Raw genomic sequence first — 18429 nt, 5'->3', positions numbered from 1 at the left:
AATGTAGAAAAATAAGCATTATGTGAGAAAATAAATCATATAATGCTTATTTTAATTATACCAATACAATTATGTTTCAGTATCTTGTAGGTAATTTAAGCTTAAATATAAAAGTCCTTCAATGAACAGAAGGACTTTTAAAAAATCACTACAAGATTTATTTTTGATTATCATCAACATAGTCTTTTGCATTTCTCACTTCGTTATCACTAGGTATGGTAACATTTGAAACAGGCTTTGTTTCTTCAATATTTGCCCAAGAAGCAGTTTCATGTCTTTCTATAGGTGTTTCAAAAGAACAACTTTTAATTGTTTTTTTAGTCATTTATAACACTCCTTATTATCATTATTTTTACTTATCTTTCATCTAATAGTATTTTCAAAGTTTGCTAAAGCTATAAGTAAAATAATTAATAATATTTAATAGTTGTATGAGATATACAGTTGATTTTTGTAAAATAATATTACTAAATCTTAGTTAAGGGGGTCATTGTAAATGATAGTAATTTACCATGATGTTGGAGGAACACATTCTACTGCCACGGCAGCAAATATTCATATAAACAACTTACCTGTAGATAGAATACCAAATAAGAGTGAACTATTAGCATTACCGACCTTTGATAAAATACATAAGAATCAGCTAGGACACATGATATATATCGGAAAGGATGAATTTGGGAGCAAGGTATATACTGTAGGCCGTAAATATAGTCCTGAGCTATTGATACCAGCTATAAAAGATATTTTTAATATAGCAGGAGGAGAAGAAGAACTAAAAATAGTTGATACCCACCCAACGGTAAACATGTGGATGAAGATTGGAGGTTTTACTTCTAGGAAATTGGGTATAGTAAGCATAGGAAGGCCTATAGTAACCTACGGAACATTAAAAGCCTATAACAGTATTGCTGAAATAGTTAAGGGAGTAAAGAGCTCGATAAAAAAGGGCAAATAGTATAGGATAGAAAAAGCAGGTATGGTTTTGATTCTACCTGCTGAAAACTTACTTTAATTATGTAAGGGATTAACCCCCTAATGTAACATCCTGTTTATCATACCATTTCAGAGCGTCATATATATGTGAAGGCTTAAAGTCTGGCCAATAATCATCTATTATGTAGAAATCAGAGTACACAGACTGTACTGGTAGAAAACCACTAAGTCTTCTTCTTCCTCCCCATCTTACTATCAAGTCTACTCTGGTTATATCCGACGATTTTAAGGTGCCCATTATATATTTTCTATTGGTAGTCTCTAAATCCATCACATCACTTAAATCCCACTCCCAGCCATAGTTAACTAAAAAGTTTACTTTCATAGATCCGTCTCCAAAAGTCTTTCTTTCGGTGAAAGGCAGTAGTTCTTTAGGAAACATAGGTGAGTCAGTATTTCCAACAACTAAGAGAGAAGCATCCTCTTTTGCAAGTATTTTAACTGCCTCTATACATGCTATTGTAAAGGCTCTAGTTTGGACTGAGGGACGCTTAGTATTGTCAGTAGTAAAACCATAATAGGTTAACTCCTTTACGCCGAGTCCTTTACAAATTTTAAAAAGTTCTAATCCGGGGTTTAATCCAGGGCCATAACCCTGTTCTTTATTTAAGCCATTTTTTACGGCCCAACGTCTATTTCCGTCTGGTATAATTCCAATATGATTTGGAATTCTCATATCAAGACACCTCCTCTAAATACAGCACTAATCACAGTATTACCATTAGTTAGAAAAATTATTCCAGTAATCACCAAGAGATAAATAGATAAGACTAATTAGGTTTAGGAAATCTTTACTAGCTATAATTAAGGTGACTTATTTAAATAATATTTGTATGGAGGTGTTATATTAATGTTTAAACACGATAAAAGCTTATTGCAAGATGTTAAAGTTGAAAGAGTAAACCCACAATATGCAGTATTACTGCAGGAACAACTAGGCGGTGCCAATGGTGAATTAAAGGCTGCCCTTCAATATATGTCTCAAAGCTTTAGAATAAAAGACCCAGCTATAAAGGATTTATTCTTAGATATAGCTGCAGAGGAAATGAGCCACATGGAGATGGTAGCACAAACTATTAATCTTCTTAATGGGCATGAAGTAAATGCTAGCCAAGTATCCGCAGGTAATATTGAAGCTCATGTACTTAGTGGCTTATCACCTATGTTAATAAACTCATCCGGTGATCCATGGACAGCACATTACGTAAATGTAACTGGAGATATCACGGCAGACTTACTATCAGATATTGCAGCAGAACAAAGAGCAAAGGTGGTTTACGAGTACTTATACCGTCAGATAAATGATAAGGAAGTAAGAAAAACTATAGATTTCTTACTAAATCGTGAAGAAGCACATAATGCTTTATTTAGAGAAGCTTTAAATAAAATGAAAAATGAAGCATCAAATAAGGATTTTGGAGTAACAGAAGATTCAAGACTATACTTTGATTTATCAACACCAGGAAAATTCTTTGAAAATCCAAATCCAACACCACCAAGCTTTGCAGAGCCAAGGAGGAATTAAGGGTTTATTTTAATCTCTGAATAATATAAATGGCGATTACATAAACTTTTACAGTATTACTTTTAGATCAAAATAACTATGTTAAAAGGAGAGATTTTTATGACAAAATATTTATGTATTGCATGTGGATATATTTATGATCCAGAAGTAGGAGACCCAGATAACGGTGTAGAACCAGGCACATCCTTTGAAGATGTACCAGATGATTGGGTATGTCCATTATGTGGAGTAGGTAAGGATCAGTTTGAGCCAACAGATTAGAATTGCTATTTTAAAAAAGTAAATAAAAAATATAATATTAATTATTTAAAGGCTCTTTATAATCTAAAGTAAAGAGCCTTTAAGCAGTTTTTTATAAGTATAGGTAGAATTAATGAATATCTTGATGATACTAGAGATATTTTTGTAAAGAGGATATAAAAGGTTCCAGTTTCTCTACAAAGGGTATGTGCCCGCAGTTGTCTATAACTAGCAATTTACTGTTTTTAATCTTTCTATTTAATGATTCACCTTGTTTTAAAGGGACTATTCTATCATCCCTACCCCAAATTATAAGGGTATCTGTGTCTATAAGCGGAATTTTATCTTTTATCAGCATTCTATCTCCTTGTATACCGAACTTATATAAGGTTTTAATAGGTATCCGAAGAAGGATGGAATATATTCTATCAAATAATTTTTTATCAAAGTTTTTTTGGTCATAGAAGCCTAGCCTAAAGCAGAATTTTAAAAAATAATAGTTTCTAAAGGAAATTTTCAATAGAAAAATCCCCAAAAAGCTGAACTTTTTCATAAAGTTAGGAAGCTTAAGTATGTCTGTACAACCAGTAGCATCTATTAAAATTAATTTAGTTATATTTTCAGGGTGATAGTATGACATATTTAAGGCAACTTCGCCTCCCATTGAATGACCCATTAAAGCAAATTTATCAAAGCCCTGGGATACCATGAATTTCACTGCTAGTTCTGCCATGTTTTTTCTAGTATAGGTCAAGTTTAGATGTTTATCGGAAAATCCGAAGCCAATCAGATCTAGAGCAAAGATAGTATAGTCTTTTGAGAGAATATTAATTAACTTATCAAACATTAATAAGGAATTAATAAAGCCGTGTACAAGAAGTAAAGGCTTACCTTTACCTTTTTTAACATAGTTTATTCTTATTCCATTAATGTAAATATAATTAATCTGCTGTATCTCATCCGCATGCTGCCCTAGGAATTGGTTATTAGTGGTAATGACCATGATAATATAGGATACAAGGGCTATAACTATTAGTAAAACCAATAACATATATTGAGCCAAATATATCACCATCTTTTAATATAATATAAGTCTAGTTGACCCAAAACTAAGGATAAATATTCGTTAACTTTAGATTAAAGTAATTAATCTACTTACAGTAGAGATTTATTTTATAGCATATAAGAGAAAAAAAAGGAAAAACTATAGTGGGAGGGATTAATATGGATGCTATAGATTTAATGAAAGAAGAACATAAAAATATAAAAAGAGGATTAGCTGTTATTAGAAAAATGTGTATATCTATAATAGAGACTGGTGAAGTAGCTGAGGATGATTTCTATGAAATGATTGATTTTATAAGAAACTATGCTGACAAACACCATCATAATAAAGAAGAATCTATTCTTTTTAAGAGAATGGAAGAGGTAATAGGAGATATGGTAAAGGCACCTCTTTCAGGGATGCTCGTTGAGCATGATTTAGGAAGACTTTTTACCACCAACCTTGAAGAGGCCTTAAAGAGAGTTAAAGAAGGAGATAAGGATTCAAGGGTAGATGTTATTGCAAATGCAGTAGGCTATACAGACTTACTTAATAGACATATAGAGAAAGAAGATAAAGCAATATATTCCTTTGCAAGAAGAGCTTTAAGTCCAGAAATACTGGAGGAAGTAAATAGTGAAGCAGGTGAAGTGGAGAAAATAGGGGAGGGAAAAAATACACAAGGCAATTACATGAGGATATTAGATGAGTTAGAATCTAAGTGGAGTAAAAAAGGCTCCTAAAGACAATGAGGTTTTTTAACACTGAAGAAATTGTACCATAAAGAATAGAAGTTTAATTCACTTATTAAGGCATAATTTAAAGCCGGAAGGGTAATACCCATCCGGCTTAGTAATTACTTTCTTACAATTTCAAAAGTAGATTCATTACGATTTGCATTATAAACAAAGTTATCATTAGCATCTTCTACGAAGGATTTAATCCAAGCATCTCTTAATTCATAGAAAAAGCTTATATCTCCACTTACAGCATCCCAATAACCTCTATGAAGACACATTTCATTTTTCCATTCTAACTTGTCTTCAGTATTTACAGTTGTAACGTTAACTCTGTCACAAGGCATTCCTTCTAAGATATAGTTATTTAAGGCCTGGTAAAGTTCAGGAGCACTATTAACTTCATATTTTGCAGCTGCATCCCTGCCGCATTCACTACCCTGGCTAGAATAATGGTTAAGGGCTATATTTTTAACCTCTTCACCATGCTTATTTGTTAACTCAGTAAGTAATGCTGCCTGTCTTGTTTCAGCAATAGATATCTTGTTTTGAAGCCATCCATGAATATTTGAAACATCAATTAACTCTTCAATAGGCTTATCTTCTAAAGGGTGACCATGTCTTTCTTGTATCTGATTATATAAAGCTTCTACATCCTTGCCGTATTTTTCTGTATAGTTTTTTACTAAACCTGCCTCTAAGTTTTCATATAATCTTATTTTGTTAAATAACCAAGTATGAATTGGTGCTAAAAATCTACTCATAATTATGTTCTCCTCTCTTTTTTGCTTAACTATAAGCTTTGTTTTTCTTATTTTATGAAATTCATTATACTATTAAACATTTATTTTTTCTGTAACAGAAGTTACCGATTATTTAATTTATTTCTAATAAAATTAAGACATGGATAAAAACTTTAGGTTTTAGATGGTTATTATTTTCTAGTTTTAACTATTAAAAAATATTTTACATTGGTAACACAGGTTACAGAAAATAAGAATCAAATCAATTAAAATAAACCTATAAGTAGTACATAAGAGAAATTAAAAATTATGATATAAGATGTTTTTAAATATAAGGAGGGTTATAAATGAAAATAACAGGTAGTACATTAATAGGTGAAGTTTTAAGAATGAGCGATAAAGCAGCTGAAATATTAATGAATCATGGAATGGGATGTGTAGGATGCCCATCTTCACAAGCAGAATCAATTGAACAAGCAGTAGCAATTCATGGGATAAGCTTAGATGCTTTATTGGCAGATTTAAACAAGGAAATCTTAGGAGAGTAACCATAGGAAAATTTAAAATAAATGTTTAATAAAACCCTGTTGGGGATATATCTAAATAGGATATATCCCCAACAGGGTTTTAATTTATGATGCAGCTTAGGTGTAAGTAATAGAATTATGGTTATTGATATAATGGAATGATTAGGTTATACTTTTAAAAGTATATTAAGGTTATAGAATAGAGGAGGCTTTTGTAAATGAACGCAATAGTTGAAAACATCAAAAATAGAAGAAGTATTAGAAGATATCTACCAGAGCAGATAAGGGATGAGGAGCTAAATACCATAATAGAGGCAGGTATCTATGCACCTACTGCTCATAACGAACAGCCATGGCATTTTACTGTTATACAGAATAAAGAATTGCTTGATCATATCAGTATAACAACTAAAGGCTTTATGACTAATTGTGGTGTAGATTGGATAGAGAAAATGGGAACCAATGAAAAGCTTCACCTTTTTTACAATGCACCTACAGTTATCATTGTTTCAGGAAAAAAGGAGGCCTATTCGTCATTAACAGATTGCTCAGCAGCAATTGAAAACATGATGCTTGCAGCTGAAAGTTTAAATATTGGTTCCTGCTGGATTGGTCTTGTAAGCTTCTTTTTTGAACAGGAAGAAGAAATGAAAAAGTTAAACATACCGGAAGGATACACTCCTTATTATGCTGTTACCTTTGGATATAAGCAGGTGAGACCAACTAGAATTCCAGAAAGAAATAGAGAGGTAGTAACCTACATAAAATAGACTTAAAATTATATATAAAACCTTTTTAACAATAAAAAAGGAGCAGAATAAAAACTGCTCCTTTAAGTTTATAAAAACTAAGCCATTTCAGCAAAACCTTCACCAAGGACTTCATTTACTTCATTTACTGTAATAAAAGCTCTGCTATCAATGTTTCCTATATAATCCTTTAACTTTAGAAATTGCTTTCTATCAACTACGGTAGTTATAACTTCGCTCTCATCATTTTTATAAGCACCTTTTGCGTAGTATATAGTAGCACTTCTATCTAACTCCTGCATTATATAATTTTTGATAACTTCTCCTTCTTTGCTGATTATTGCTACCTGTTTATAAGTGTTAAGGCTTGCAATAACCTTGTCTATAACTGTAGAAGTAACAATAACACCTAATATTGCATAAAGACCTTTATCTACTCCCAATATTGCTGTAGCAGCCATAGTGATGACAATATCCGCAGCTAAAAGGGATTTACCTATGCTTACTTTAAAGTATTTATTTATTATTTTAGCAATTATGTCTGTTCCGCCTGTTGAAGCATTTTGATTAAATACAATAGCCATACCTAAGCCACATATCAATATGCCAAAGATTAGCTGAACTAAAATATCATTACTTAATGGTTTAACATTAGGATGTACCTTTTCTAATAGTAAAACCATTCCAGAGATTGAAAAACTACAAAAAATAGTTCTTCCGCCGAAAACAGGACCAATTACTATAATTCCAATTGTAAATAATATAACCTCCATAACCATCATTAATCCACCTATTGGTAATTGAGGGAAGATGCTATTAATAATTATTGCAGCTCCACTTATTCCACCAGCAGCAATTTTGTTTGGAGCAAGAAAGAAATAGGTACCAATTGCAACTAATAATCCACCAAGTAAAATTAAAAAATAACTCCTTAAGTTTTTCATCATATAACATTCCTCCTTATTATATTTATTCATTAAAAAAGAGCATATGAATCCAAGAGAATAATCTCATCAGATTTATATGCTCTCATTACACACACAATAATAGGCCATTATGTGTGAATGTCTTTTCAAAAATTAAATATAACTTCATATATAAATATGTTACCACATGGAATATTTACCTGTCAATAGCTTTAATTCTATTATGTTTCATTATTAATTTTTATCAGACTACTTGTATCAAATTATGTACTAGTCTAATATCTTTATAACTTCTACATCGTACTCTCCGTCTGGTGAAGCTACTGTTCTCTTTTGACCTACCTTTAATTTGTATAGTGTACTTCCTAAAGGAGACTCGATGCTTATTTTCATGTTTTTAGCGTCTGCTTCAACAGAACTTACTAATGTAACTTCTTCTTCATCATCCATATCATAAAATTTAACTACTGCAGTTTTGTTTATACCAAATACATCTGCTTCCTCTGAGTCCTCTATTATGACTGCATTTTTTAACTGCTCTTCTAACTCCATTATTCTAGTTTCATTCATAGACTGATCATCCTTAGCAGCAGAATAATCGGCATTCTCACTTAAGTCGCCTTGAGCACGAGCATGTTTTAAAGCAGTTTTAATTTCTACCCTTTTAACTGTTTTTAAGTATTCTAACTCTTCTTCTAGTTTTTTCTTGCCAGCTTCTGTTAACATTACATTTTTCATAAAAACCACCTACAATCTTATATTTTAAACTTTTATAGTATATGTCATTTTTCGCTACTACATAATTATAATATTACTAAGCAAATAACACAACAAAATAGCTAAAAGTTGTATCTTTTAGCAGGTTAGTTTTAAGTAGTAATTTATTATTATATAAATTAATTATAGACAGTTTATGCCAAATTAATACTTTAAGTTAATATGTAAGTAATTTTAAATAGCTATATTTTAGTAAGCCTATAAAAATATAGCTGTAATACTCAGAAGCCTATAGTATATATTAAACTCTATAGGCTTCATATTATTTTATAAAATAAAGGCTAGTTACTTGTTGTTAGTGAGTACTACCTAAAAGTTCGCCAACTATGAATTAATTGATCATTTTGTCCACGGGCAAATACATCTATACGGTTAGATGACCAAGAAACTGAAGCAGGTTCTGAGTTTAGGTTTCCACCAAGGTTTTCCCAATTGCTCCACCTGGTTCCGTTCCAACTCTTGTATATCAATTGATTGTTTCTGCCTCTAGCAAAACAGTCTATTCTATTAGCTCCTCTAGAAGAGGCCGCTGGATCAGAAGTTAAGTTGCCGCCAAGATCTTCCCAGTTGCTCCATCTTGAACCATCCCACCAAATATGCCACATTGCATTATTTTGACCACGAGCAAATACATCTATACGATTAGGTCCCCAAGATACTGCTGCCGGAGCAGATGTTAGGACTCCACCTAATGCTTCCCAGTTGCTCCACTTAGAACCGTCCCACCATTTGTGGTATAGTTGATTGTCAGTTCCTCTGACAAAAGTGTCTAGCCTATTAGAAGCCCAAGATGCTACAGCCGGAGCAGAAGTTAGAACACCGCCTAGGCTTTCCCATTGACTCCACCTTGAACCATCCCACCAAATGTGCCACATTGCGTTATCAGTTCCTCTGGCAAATACATCTATTCTATTTCTTCCCCAGGATACAGCATCTGGTGATGAGGTTAAAACGCCGCCAAGGTTTTCGAAATCACTCCATCTTGAGCCATCCCACCACTTATGATATAAAGCATTGTCAGTTCCTCTAACAAATACATCTAATCTATTAGCCTGCCAGGAGGCAGCGCCAGGACCAGAAGTTAATTTTCCACCAAGATTTTCCCATCTGCTCCAACCATCTGTTGGAGTTGGTCTAGGAGTTGGTCTAGGAGTAGGACGAGTACCTGGTCTTAGGTTATTTAACGAAAATCTTATAACAGTTCTTAGAATATTATTTAAACTATTGCGAGGTACTCCTCTAGCAATATAAGTTGCTAGAACTGCTCTATATCTTCGCTCGAAGTCTGTTAAAAGAGTATCTACCTTTTGATTCTGATTTCCTGTTAAATTTGCTTCATTATCTAATACATAACCTATAACTAACCTAAATAAGAAGGTTGAGGTTCTTCGGTCTATACCATACCTGTTTAACTCGTTAAAGACATTAGGCTGTCTGGCAGCTAATAAACCTAGTATTCTATTTATTTCTCCCTGAGGAGCTCGAACTCCATCTAAGTAATATTCTTCTTCAATATAATCTATCTCATCTTCTGGTAATATTTCTTCAGGAATATAGGGTAGATCATCATATAAATCATCATATAGATCTTCCGTAGTGTTCCTAAATTGATTTTTTAAAGGGTAATTATGTTGTGGATAGCCGAAGGCACAGTATTCACCGCATAGACGATGCATAGAGAAGGGGCAGCGATAACATTGGTTACATAACATTATTATACCTCCAAACATTGATAATTTTATATTATTCAAGAGATTACGAAATGTTACTGTTGTTTCTGTTATAGCACAAGAGGTTATTCAAGCTATTTTATATCTTATGTATATTAAAATAATCTCAATAATTAGTATAAACATTAAGGTGAACAATAGCTTTTTAAAAGTTGACATAAAATATCCCTCCTAACATAAGTCTATGTAGGAGGGACATGTTACAGGATTATTTTTTCAACTTGCTCTTGCTTTTTTTTCTTTTTTGAACAGAGTAACCGAACTTGCCTAAAGGTTTAGAAGGTAATGAAAAATACTCTCCATGAGAATAAGCTATTAAATCTGCTTTTTCCAGGCGAATTTTACCGCTGTCATCGATTAAGGTATCTTCTACATTAACTGCTAATACCTCCGCCAGGAAAAGATCATGACTTCCTAGTGGAGTTATATTTTTAACCCTGCATTCTATTGTTACAGGACATTCCTTTATACCAGGAACCTGAACCTTTTCACTGTCCTCTAATGTTAAATCACATTCCTTAATTTTGTCTATATTCTTACCAGATCTAACTCCACAAAAATCAACAGTTTTAACTAGGTCTTTTGAAGGGAGATTTATTACGAATTCACCAAGTTCTTTAATATAAGCATAGGATAACCTTTCTGGTCTTATAGCCACTGTCACCATAGGAGGTCTTGTACAGGCAGTTCCAACCCAGCCTACAGTAAAAACATTTACTTTGCCTTCACTGTTTTTAGAAGTTATAAGTACGGCAGGTACAGGGTTTAACATAGCACTACCCTTAAAGTTTATTTTTGTCATTTGTTTTCTTCCTTTCCCTAGTTTTTTAATCAAATATATTATACCAAAGAAGGTTGGAAAGTGTTATATAAAAGTTTTATATCAATCAAGTGACATATATTGTATTTTAAGTTATAATATGTTTATTATGTTTTTGGGGGGAGTTTATGCTAGTTAACGAGAAATCTAAGTTGATTTTAATGGTTCAAAGCGCAAAGAAGGTATTTTGTTATTTTAACGTTTCACCTATGACTGTAAAAGAATTTGAAGATAGATATGGAGAGAATTCATGGAAAAATTCTAAACCTGTTCTTAAGGTTTATTCTGTGGAAAATGGTATTCCTAGAGAAATAAAAACAATTTTTATAGATGCCTTTGCAAACAACTGGTACATAGATATGGACAAAGGTGATTTAGATATATTTATAAAGATGGGGAGGGTGCTTCCAGACAATACTTTTGCAGCTTTCGCAGTATCTAATACTGTCACAACTCCTAGAGATTTAGAATCTGCAGATACCTCTGTATATTTCGTTGATCTTTCTCAAAAGGTTAACTTTAATTCAGAAGTAGCTCTTCCAAGATATGAAGAAGATAAAATAGATCATATTGAACATAAGGAACCTAAACCTTATCCATTTTCAAATATAAAAAAAAACACTTCTACTATCCTGAAATAATAATAGGAGAGAGGAACTACAAGAATAGTTTCTTCGATGATTACTTTGATGAAATGATGAAAAAGTATAAATTAAATTCTTCAGGAAACAAATAGTATATGTTCTTTGAGAAAATATAGACAAATTGTATAATGATATGGGGGTAAAATATGGTTAAAGGATATGTTTCAATAGTGCTTCACAGTCATATGCCTTTTGTAAGGCATCCAGAAATAGATGATGCCATGGAAGAAAGGTGGCTTTTTGAAGCTATCAATGAGTGTTATATACCTTTAATAGATGTATATGATAACTTAATAAAAGACAATATTAAATTTCAAATTACTATGTCTATAACTCCGACTCTTATGAGCATGCTGCAGGATGAATATCTTCAGAGGAGGTATTTAGAATATCTAAATAAATCTATAGAACTCTCAGAAAAAGAGATAGTCAGAACTAATAGTAATAGTGAACTAAATAGATTGTCTTTGTTTTATAATGATAGGTTTAATAAATTGCTAACTATATATAAACAGTATGATTATAATTTAATGAATGCATTTAAAAAGTTTGATAATTTAGGGTATCTAGAAATAATAACTTGTGCCGCTACCCACGGATTATTACCATTGTTGACAATTAATCAAGAAACGGTTAAAGCACAGATAGCTACAGGTGTGCAATCCTACATAGATTGTATAGGCCATGCTCCTAAAGGGATATGGTTACCAGAATGTGCATATAGTTATTCTTTAGACTCTATACTTAAGGAATTTGGAATACAGTATTTCATATCGGAAAACAAAGCAGTACTTAATGGATCTCCTAAACCTAAGTATGGAACACATGCACCAATTTCTACCCCTAATGGAATTTGTGCTTTTGCAAGGGACATGGAATCTTCTTATCAAGTGTGGAGTAATTTTACAGGGTATCCAGGTGACTTTAACTATAGAGAATTTTATAGGGACATAGGGTATGAACTACCAAATGAATATATTAAGCCATATATAAACAAGAGTGGTATAAGACTAGATACTGGCATAAAGTATTATAAGATTACTGGAAAAACCGATGATAAGGAATACTACAATAGGGAGAATGCTTTAGTTAAAGCTAAAGAGCATGCAGATCATTTTGCATCCAGCAGACATAACCAAATTGACTATATTAGTAAACATATGGAGCAGCCTCCAATAATAACATGTCCTTATGATACAGAACTTTTTGGACATTGGTGGTTTGAGGGACCAGATTTCATAGACAATTTCATAAGAAGGTCTTCAGAAAATTGGACTAACTATAGCCTGATAACTCCATCACAGTATCTAGATAAATATCCAATAGTACAGTGCAGCAGTCCCAATCCCTCCAGTTGGGGAGAGAATGGAGATTTTTCTGTATGGATAAATCCATCTAATCACTGGATATATAGGGAACTCCACAAATGTGCAGAGGCAATGATAAGACTTGCAAACACTTATTCTAGTCCTACGGACACTCAAAGAAGAGCACTTAACCAGGCTGCCAGAGAATTGATGTTAGCGGAATCATCTGACTGGCCATTTATTATTAAAAATAATACAACTGTAGAGTATGCAGTAAAAAGAGTTAATACTCATTTAGAGAGATTTAATAAGTTATATGAAGACATAACTAAAGATAGTATTGACATTAAATACGTTGCTAGTTTAGAGGAATTAGATAACATATTTAAAAATATAGACTATGAGGTTTATAGGGGAAATATTTATTAACATTATTACAAAAGGCATGCAGACCGTAGTCTGTATGCCTTTTGTAAGTTTGAATTGATTTATATTTAGTGTTTGAATTGAGAATACTTCATCATAATTATTTATTTTTTACTTTTTGCTACTTCGATATTTAATTTTCTTCCTTGGAATCTCTTTCCACTAACCTTATCTATAATAGGAGTTACAAATTTTTCAGGAACGTCCATGAATGTAAATTTATCGAATATATCTATATCACCTATTTCTCCAACATCTAAACCGGAATTGGTTCTCATGAATTGTAATAAAGTCTTAGGTGAAATTCTATCTATTCTACCTACAGATAAGAATAGTCTAACATTGCCATTAGTAGATGCTAAAGCATTCTCGCTATAGTCAAAGCTGAGTTCTTTTTCAAACATCATCTTCATAAGAGCTGCAGCTACATCAACTAAATTATACTCCTCATCTAGCTCAGTTGCTACTGGAATAAAATTCTTGTAGTCATCTTCTTCTAGAGTTTGCTTAATATTTTTTATTATATTTTTATACTTTGTTTCAAAAATTTCATCGACAGTTGGTATTTCTTTTCTCTTTATCTTGCTCTTAGTAGCTTTTTCTATTTGTTTTAAGAACATATACTCTCTAGGAGTAACAAGAGAATAAGCAGTACCTTCCTTATTTGCTCTTCCAGTTCTTCCTATTCTATGAACATAGGATTCTATATCCTGAGGCAGTTCATAGTTTATTACATGAGATACATCATCTACATCAATACCTCTTGCGGCAACATCTGTAGCTACTAAATAGTCTAAAGTACCTTCTTTGAATTTTCTAAGAGTGTTAAGTCTTTGATTTTGGTTCATATCTCCATGCATACCTTCAACATTATATCCTCTTGATTGCATAGATTCAACTAACTCATCTACACCTTTTTTTGTTTTACAGAAGACTATAGCACTGGAAGGTTCATCTACATCTAAGATTCTGCAAAGAGATTCAAATCTGTCTTTAGCTTTTACTTCATAATAATGTTGTTTTATTTTTTCAACAGTTAAAGCACTTTTTACTATTTTAATATGCTTTACATCTTTTTTCATATATTTAGAAGCTAATCTCTTTATCTGATCTGGCATAGTAGCTGAGAAAAGTAAGGTCTGTCTTTCACTATTTGAAGCCTTGATAATTTCTTCTATATCATCTATGAAACCCATGTTAAGCATTTCATCTGCCTCATCAAGTATTAAAAATTTTATTTCTGATAAATCTATGGTGTTTCTTTTGATATGATCCAATATTCTGCCAGGTGTTCCTACAACTATTTCTACACCTCTTCTTAAGGCTTTAATTTGTCTTTCAATTGGTTGACCGCCGTAGACAGGAAGAAGTTGAAGCCTTTTAAACTTTGCAATACGTGATAATTCGTCATTTACTTGAATTGCTAATTCACGAGTTGGAGTAAGAACTAAAGCTGATGTTTTATTATCTTTTTCTATTCCACTTACTACTGGAGCACCAAAGGCTAAAGTTTTTCCCGTACCAGTTTGAGCCTGACCTATCATATCATGACCTTCTAGCACTACTGGAATCGCTTCAGCTTGAATTTGGGAAGGTTCTTCGAATCCCATAGCATCTATAGCCTGTAGTACTTTAGTATGAAGCTGTAATTCATTAAATTTTATATTTTCCATTAAAATTCCTCTTTCTTTTTTATAATACAAAAACAAATTCTATCATAACATAGTATGTATATATTAGCAAATTTTATTTAAAAATCTTTAAGAAATTTTTGAGATTTATTGTAAGCTTTAGATATCTTTTTATTTTTAATGATATAAATTATAATAATGATATACTATCTATAAGGTAAGTGATTTGAAAAGTTCTCAAATAACATTAATATAGATTTTTATAATACATTTTGAAGGAGATAATTATATGTTTGATGCTAGACAGAAGGTTCTGCCTAATGGAATAAAATTAGTTACTATAAAGAAGGATACTCAATTAGCAGCTATACATGCAGGTATAAAAATTGGGTCTATTTATGAAGATATAAATTTAAAAGGAATTTCTCATTTTATTGAGCATATGCTTTTCAAGGGAACTAAAAATAGAACTAATGAAAAACTTAACGAAGAGCTTGAGGCTTTAGGAGGAGAGTATAATGCCTATACTGATAACACATCTACAGTATATAGTATAACAGCTTTAAATGAAGAACTTAAAAAGTCATTGGAACTGTTATCAGACATGCTTATAAATTCTATATTTCCTGAGGAGGAAATTGAGAAGGAGAGAGATGTCATACTAGCGGAGATTAGAACAAGCAGAGATGATGTGGAAGACTACAGCTTTAAGAGAATAAATGAAATAGCTTTCAATAAAAGCCCTTTAAGATATGAAACTATAGGAGATGAAAAGACAGTAAGAAGGTTTAATAAGGAAAAACTTATGAAGTTTTATCATGAAAACTACGCTCCAAACAATTGTTATATATCTGTAGTGTCTTCCTTTGACCATGAAGAGGTATTAGATATTGTTTTAAAGTATTTTAAAGATTGGGAATGGAAGGAATTTAAGAGACAGCAAGTAATTGTTGAAAATAATATACCTTGTAAGAGAATTTCTTATAAAAAGGACATAGAGCAAAGTACCATAATATATCTTTTTACTTTTCATAACGTAAGTAAGGAAGAGGAGTTAGCTCTTAGGATACTGAATCACAAATTTGGCGAGAGCGCTAATTCTATATTATTTAGAGAGCTTCGAGAAGAAAGAGGACTTGCCTACGATGTTTATACTGATTTAGATTTAACTAATCAGGTTAAAACCTTATATATTTACACAGCAGTAAGTGAAGAAAATATCGATGAGACCTTAAATACTATTGATGATTGCATTCAAAGAATAAAAAAAGAAGAAATAGTTTTTGATGACAGCACCATAGCACTTATGAAAAAGGTTTTGAGAACGGCAGTGGCATTTACCCTAGAGGACGCTACAGATATAGGTAACTATGTATTGCATCAGATCATAGATGATGAGAATATATATAAGTTTTCAGTGGACATGGAAGATATAGAAAAGATTAAAAAAGAAGACATATATAATGTAGCTAAATTAGTGTTTAAGGATCCTACAATACACATACTTAAAAATGAATAATAAATGGAGATTATAAGTATGAATAAAAAAGTCATTACAAAAATTGAACTACAAAAGAGAGATAAGGAAAGAGTAAATGTTTATATAAACGATGAATTTTCCTTTGCCTGTAGTGCAGAGCTTATTTATGCTCATAACCTTTCAAAAGGAAAAATTGCTGATATGGAATATCTTCAAGAAATAATAGATGAAGATAACTACTTAAAGTGTAAAAATAGTGCACTTAAGAGCATAGAGAGGGCTTATAAAACAGAGCAGCAAGTATATGACAAGCTTATAGAAAAGGGCTATGAGGAGAAGATAGTAAAACGAGCTATGAACTTTTTAAAAGAATATAAGTTTATTGATGATGAAAAGTTTATAAAGATGTATGTAAATGACAAGAGTCATTCCTATGGGAGGAATAGAATAAAGTATGAACTTATAAAGAAAGGAATTAGTGAAAAGTTAATAAATGAAGCGTTGAGTGATTTTGATAAAGATTTGGAAGAAGAGGCAGCCTTAAAACTAGCTGAGAAGAAGTACAAAATACTCATTAAAAGCGAAACTAACTACAAGAAACTTTATAAAAAGGTATGGGATTATTTGTCTAGAAATGGATATAATTTAGAAGTGATTCAAAAGGTAGTAAAAAAGATAGTAAGAGAAGACTTCCAAGAGCAAGATGAATCGGAGAGGTTAAAGGAAAATGATGAATTAAGCTCAATAAGAGAACTAGCAGAAAAAAGATATAGAATAATAACAAAATCAGAGAGTGACCATAAAAAGATCTATAAGAAACTAAGTGATTATCTATTACGTAGAGGATATTCATGGGAAAGTATAAAAACAGTGCTTAAAGACATTTTGACTTATCAAGATCTTTAAATAAAATATCGCTATTAAATTTAAGAGGTGATAACTATAAATACTAATATTAATCCTGTAACGCTAATGTTAGTTTTAATATTTTCATATCCTCTATTAAAGGGATTTCTATTTAAGTTCTCCTCACAGGATTTAAAAGGGGACATTGATGAAGTAAATAGGAATATATCTTTTATAGTATCTATTTTTTTAGGTGTCTATTCTGGGAAAAGAATTTTTATAACCCATGATTATGGCATATATAAAGAAATATATAACAGAATACCGCCAGACATACTTCAATATATAGAAAGTAACAGTTTTATTGTTTACGCTTTAATAATACCGTTAATGGTATTAATATGCTATAAGATAATAAAGCTTGTTTTTGAATTAATTAACTATTTAACTTTCTACCCTATTTTAGATAGCATAGAAAGATATCTAAGCTCAAAAAATAGTCTTTTTAAAAGAATAACAGGGCTATTTTTCGGAGTTCCTAAGGCTATATGCTATATACTTATAGTAACATTTGTACTAAACGTAGTATCTATGTTTAGTACAAATGGCAGATTAAATAAATATTTAGAGAACTCAAAGATATACAGTCGTATTTGCAAAGAGGTAGTTATACCTGTTACCAATTCCAATATAGCTAGACAGCTGCCAGACATAATTAATAATTCATTCAAGATAGTGGTTAGGGAAAATGATTCTAAGGAAACATCTCCAGGTAAAGCTATAAGCAAAGGAAGGACTATAGTTTATTATAATGGAGTTACCTTGGATCAGGGGGTAAAATCTAATAGTCAAGTAGATAAGCTTGCCAGAAGTGTTGTACAAGAAGATGGTGACACTAAAATCAAAGCTAGAGCACTATATAACTGGGTAGGTAGTAATATATCTTATGATCATGACAAGGCCAATAAAGTTTTAAATAATGATTTTGATGTTGAATCCGGTGCAATATCTGCTTTTAACTCTAGAAAAGGGATTTGTTTTGATTATTCTTGTTTATATGTTGCCATGTGCAGAGCCAATGGTATAAAGGTAAGACTTATAACAGGTGAAGGCTTTAATGGAGTAAGTTGGGTAAGTCATGCCTGGAATCAGGTTTATATACCAGAGGAGGATAAGTGGATTAACGTAGATACTACCTTCTATAAAGGAGGAAATTATTTTAATAGTAAGAGATTTGAATTAGATCATAAAGGTGCACAAATAGCAGGAGAATGGTAAAA

20 protein-coding genes are annotated in these 18429 nt (G+C 31.7%); 11 read left to right on the top strand and 9 right to left on the bottom strand.

Annotated features, from left to right (window positions below):
• Nucleotides 1-157: 157 nt before the first annotated feature.
• Nucleotides 158-325, bottom strand: a complete 168-nt coding sequence (locus N4T77_RS16310; protein WP_261672907.1) for a DUF3787 domain-containing protein — start codon at nt 323-325, stop codon at nt 158-160.
• A 171-nt stretch (nt 326-496) separates the two neighbouring features.
• Between N4T77_RS16310 and N4T77_RS16305 the strand changes: the two genes are divergently transcribed.
• A complete protein-coding gene (locus tag N4T77_RS16305) occupies nt 497-958 on the top strand; it encodes a DUF3189 family protein (RefSeq protein ID WP_261672906.1) in 462 nt (153 codons plus the stop codon).
• A 69-nt stretch (nt 959-1027) separates the two neighbouring features.
• On the opposite strand, the gene N4T77_RS16300 is transcribed toward N4T77_RS16305, so the two are convergent.
• Nucleotides 1028-1672, bottom strand: coding sequence for an undecaprenyl diphosphate synthase family protein (locus N4T77_RS16300; protein WP_261672905.1), 645 nt, complete (start codon nt 1670-1672; stop codon nt 1028-1030).
• A 174-nt stretch (nt 1673-1846) separates the two neighbouring features.
• On the opposite strand from N4T77_RS16300, the gene N4T77_RS16295 reads away from it, so the two are divergent.
• Nucleotides 1847-2521: a manganese catalase family protein gene (locus N4T77_RS16295; protein ID WP_261672904.1), complete on the top strand. Its 675-nt coding sequence runs from the start codon at nt 1847-1849 to the stop codon at nt 2519-2521.
• A 99-nt stretch (nt 2522-2620) separates the two neighbouring features.
• Nucleotides 2621-2782: a rubredoxin gene (gene rd, locus N4T77_RS16290; RefSeq protein ID WP_261672903.1), complete on the top strand. Its 162-nt coding sequence runs from the start codon at nt 2621-2623 to the stop codon at nt 2780-2782.
• Between the two features lie 130 nt (nt 2783-2912).
• Here the strand turns inward: rd and N4T77_RS16285 are convergent, their stop codons facing one another.
• Nucleotides 2913-3812, bottom strand: a complete 900-nt coding sequence (locus tag N4T77_RS16285; protein WP_261672902.1) for an alpha/beta fold hydrolase — start codon at nt 3810-3812, stop codon at nt 2913-2915.
• A gap of 173 nt (nt 3813-3985) precedes the next feature.
• Between N4T77_RS16285 and N4T77_RS16280 the strand changes: the two genes are divergently transcribed.
• The gene (locus N4T77_RS16280) at nt 3986-4549 is read left to right on the top strand and encodes a hemerythrin domain-containing protein (RefSeq protein ID WP_261672901.1); all 564 of its coding nucleotides are present in this window, start codon (nt 3986-3988) and stop codon (nt 4547-4549) included.
• 113 nt (nt 4550-4662) lie between these two features.
• On the opposite strand, the gene N4T77_RS16275 is transcribed toward N4T77_RS16280, so the two are convergent.
• Entirely contained in the window at nt 4663-5307 is a 645-nt protein-coding gene (locus N4T77_RS16275; RefSeq protein WP_261672900.1) for a hypothetical protein, read from the bottom strand.
• A 326-nt stretch (nt 5308-5633) separates the two neighbouring features.
• On the opposite strand from N4T77_RS16275, the gene N4T77_RS16270 reads away from it, so the two are divergent.
• Both N4T77_RS16270 and N4T77_RS16265 read left to right on the top strand, forming a co-directional pair.
• On the top strand, nt 5634-5834 hold the full coding sequence (locus tag N4T77_RS16270; protein WP_261672899.1) for a DUF1858 domain-containing protein: 201 nt from the start codon (nt 5634-5636) through the stop codon (nt 5832-5834).
• Nucleotides 5835-6031: 197 nt separating this feature from the next.
• Nucleotides 6032-6583, top strand: coding sequence for a nitroreductase family protein (locus N4T77_RS16265; protein WP_261672898.1), 552 nt, complete (start codon nt 6032-6034; stop codon nt 6581-6583).
• Between the two features lie 77 nt (nt 6584-6660).
• Here the strand turns inward: N4T77_RS16265 and N4T77_RS16260 are convergent, their stop codons facing one another.
• The 4 genes from N4T77_RS16260 to N4T77_RS16245 form a co-directional block, all read right to left on the bottom strand.
• Nucleotides 6661-7509, bottom strand: coding sequence for a YitT family protein (locus N4T77_RS16260; protein ID WP_261672896.1), 849 nt, complete (start codon nt 7507-7509; stop codon nt 6661-6663).
• A 249-nt stretch (nt 7510-7758) separates the two neighbouring features.
• Nucleotides 7759-8226, bottom strand: a complete 468-nt coding sequence (greA, locus tag N4T77_RS16255; protein WP_261672895.1) for a transcription elongation factor GreA — start codon at nt 8224-8226, stop codon at nt 7759-7761.
• A gap of 344 nt (nt 8227-8570) precedes the next feature.
• A complete protein-coding gene (locus tag N4T77_RS16250; RefSeq protein WP_396125149.1) occupies nt 8571-9818 on the bottom strand; it encodes a sialidase in 1248 nt (415 codons plus the stop codon).
• 385 nt (nt 9819-10203) lie between these two features.
• Nucleotides 10204-10797 (bottom strand): flavin reductase family protein, encoded by a 594-nt coding sequence (locus N4T77_RS16245; RefSeq protein WP_261672893.1) that lies wholly within the window; start codon nt 10795-10797, stop codon nt 10204-10206.
• Between the two features lie 146 nt (nt 10798-10943).
• On the opposite strand from N4T77_RS16245, the gene N4T77_RS16240 reads away from it, so the two are divergent.
• On the top strand, nt 10944-11456 hold the full coding sequence (locus N4T77_RS16240; RefSeq protein ID WP_261672892.1) for a DUF4912 domain-containing protein: 513 nt from the start codon (nt 10944-10946) through the stop codon (nt 11454-11456).
• Between the two features lie 149 nt (nt 11457-11605).
• Entirely contained in the window at nt 11606-13195 is a 1590-nt protein-coding gene (locus tag N4T77_RS16235) for a glycoside hydrolase family 57 protein (RefSeq protein WP_261672891.1), read from the top strand.
• A gap of 101 nt (nt 13196-13296) precedes the next feature.
• Here N4T77_RS16235 and N4T77_RS16230 read toward each other — a convergent pair whose 3' ends face one another.
• Nucleotides 13297-14865, bottom strand: coding sequence for a DEAD/DEAH box helicase (locus N4T77_RS16230; RefSeq protein WP_261672890.1), 1569 nt, complete (start codon nt 14863-14865; stop codon nt 13297-13299).
• A gap of 247 nt (nt 14866-15112) precedes the next feature.
• Here N4T77_RS16230 and N4T77_RS16225 point away from each other — a divergent pair, with 247 nt between their 5' ends.
• From N4T77_RS16225 to N4T77_RS16215, 3 genes are all read left to right on the top strand, one after another.
• On the top strand, nt 15113-16342 hold the full coding sequence (locus N4T77_RS16225; RefSeq protein ID WP_261672889.1) for a pitrilysin family protein: 1230 nt from the start codon (nt 15113-15115) through the stop codon (nt 16340-16342).
• 18 nt (nt 16343-16360) lie between these two features.
• Nucleotides 16361-17209: a recombination regulator RecX gene (recX, locus tag N4T77_RS16220; RefSeq protein ID WP_261672888.1), complete on the top strand. Its 849-nt coding sequence runs from the start codon at nt 16361-16363 to the stop codon at nt 17207-17209.
• Between the two features lie 66 nt (nt 17210-17275).
• Nucleotides 17276-18427, top strand: coding sequence for a transglutaminase-like domain-containing protein (locus N4T77_RS16215; protein WP_261672887.1), 1152 nt, complete (start codon nt 17276-17278; stop codon nt 18425-18427).
• Nucleotides 18428-18429 lie beyond the last annotated feature (2 nt).

Origin of the sequence: Clostridium sp. CX1 (genome assembly GCF_025398335.1) — a bacterium.
In the GTDB taxonomy this organism is placed as follows: Bacteria; Bacillota; Clostridia; order Clostridiales; family Clostridiaceae; genus Clostridium_AM; species Clostridium_AM tanneri.
The sequence above is the reverse complement of the archived record's forward strand: the minus strand, read 5'-3'. Positions and strand labels throughout refer to the sequence as shown.

Coding starts and splice junctions, on each gene's coding strand:
- N4T77_RS16310 (WP_261672907.1), bottom strand. CDS start 325: ATGACTAAAAAAACAATTAAAAGTTGTTCTTTTGAAACACCTATAGAA.
- N4T77_RS16305 (WP_261672906.1), top strand. CDS start 497: ATGATAGTAATTTACCATGATGTTGGAGGAACACATTCTACTGCCACG.
- N4T77_RS16300 (WP_261672905.1), bottom strand. CDS start 1,672: ATGAGAATTCCAAATCATATTGGAATTATACCAGACGGAAATAGACGT.
- N4T77_RS16295 (WP_261672904.1), top strand. CDS start 1,847: ATGTTTAAACACGATAAAAGCTTATTGCAAGATGTTAAAGTTGAAAGA.
- rd (WP_261672903.1), top strand. CDS start 2,621: ATGACAAAATATTTATGTATTGCATGTGGATATATTTATGATCCAGAA.
- N4T77_RS16285 (WP_261672902.1), bottom strand. CDS start 3,812: ATGTTATTGGTTTTACTAATAGTTATAGCCCTTGTATCCTATATTATC.
- N4T77_RS16280 (WP_261672901.1), top strand. CDS start 3,986: ATGGATGCTATAGATTTAATGAAAGAAGAACATAAAAATATAAAAAGA.
- N4T77_RS16275 (WP_261672900.1), bottom strand. CDS start 5,307: ATGAGTAGATTTTTAGCACCAATTCATACTTGGTTATTTAACAAAATA.
- N4T77_RS16270 (WP_261672899.1), top strand. CDS start 5,634: ATGAAAATAACAGGTAGTACATTAATAGGTGAAGTTTTAAGAATGAGC.
- N4T77_RS16265 (WP_261672898.1), top strand. CDS start 6,032: ATGAACGCAATAGTTGAAAACATCAAAAATAGAAGAAGTATTAGAAGA.
- N4T77_RS16260 (WP_261672896.1), bottom strand. CDS start 7,509: ATGATGAAAAACTTAAGGAGTTATTTTTTAATTTTACTTGGTGGATTA.
- greA (WP_261672895.1), bottom strand. CDS start 8,226: ATGAAAAATGTAATGTTAACAGAAGCTGGCAAGAAAAAACTAGAAGAA.
- N4T77_RS16245 (WP_261672893.1), bottom strand. CDS start 10,797: ATGACAAAAATAAACTTTAAGGGTAGTGCTATGTTAAACCCTGTACCT.
- N4T77_RS16240 (WP_261672892.1), top strand. CDS start 10,944: ATGCTAGTTAACGAGAAATCTAAGTTGATTTTAATGGTTCAAAGCGCA.
- N4T77_RS16235 (WP_261672891.1), top strand. CDS start 11,606: ATGGTTAAAGGATATGTTTCAATAGTGCTTCACAGTCATATGCCTTTT.
- N4T77_RS16230 (WP_261672890.1), bottom strand. CDS start 14,865: ATGGAAAATATAAAATTTAATGAATTACAGCTTCATACTAAAGTACTA.
- N4T77_RS16225 (WP_261672889.1), top strand. CDS start 15,113: ATGTTTGATGCTAGACAGAAGGTTCTGCCTAATGGAATAAAATTAGTT.
- recX (WP_261672888.1), top strand. CDS start 16,361: ATGAATAAAAAAGTCATTACAAAAATTGAACTACAAAAGAGAGATAAG.
- N4T77_RS16215 (WP_261672887.1), top strand. CDS start 17,276: ATGTTAGTTTTAATATTTTCATATCCTCTATTAAAGGGATTTCTATTT.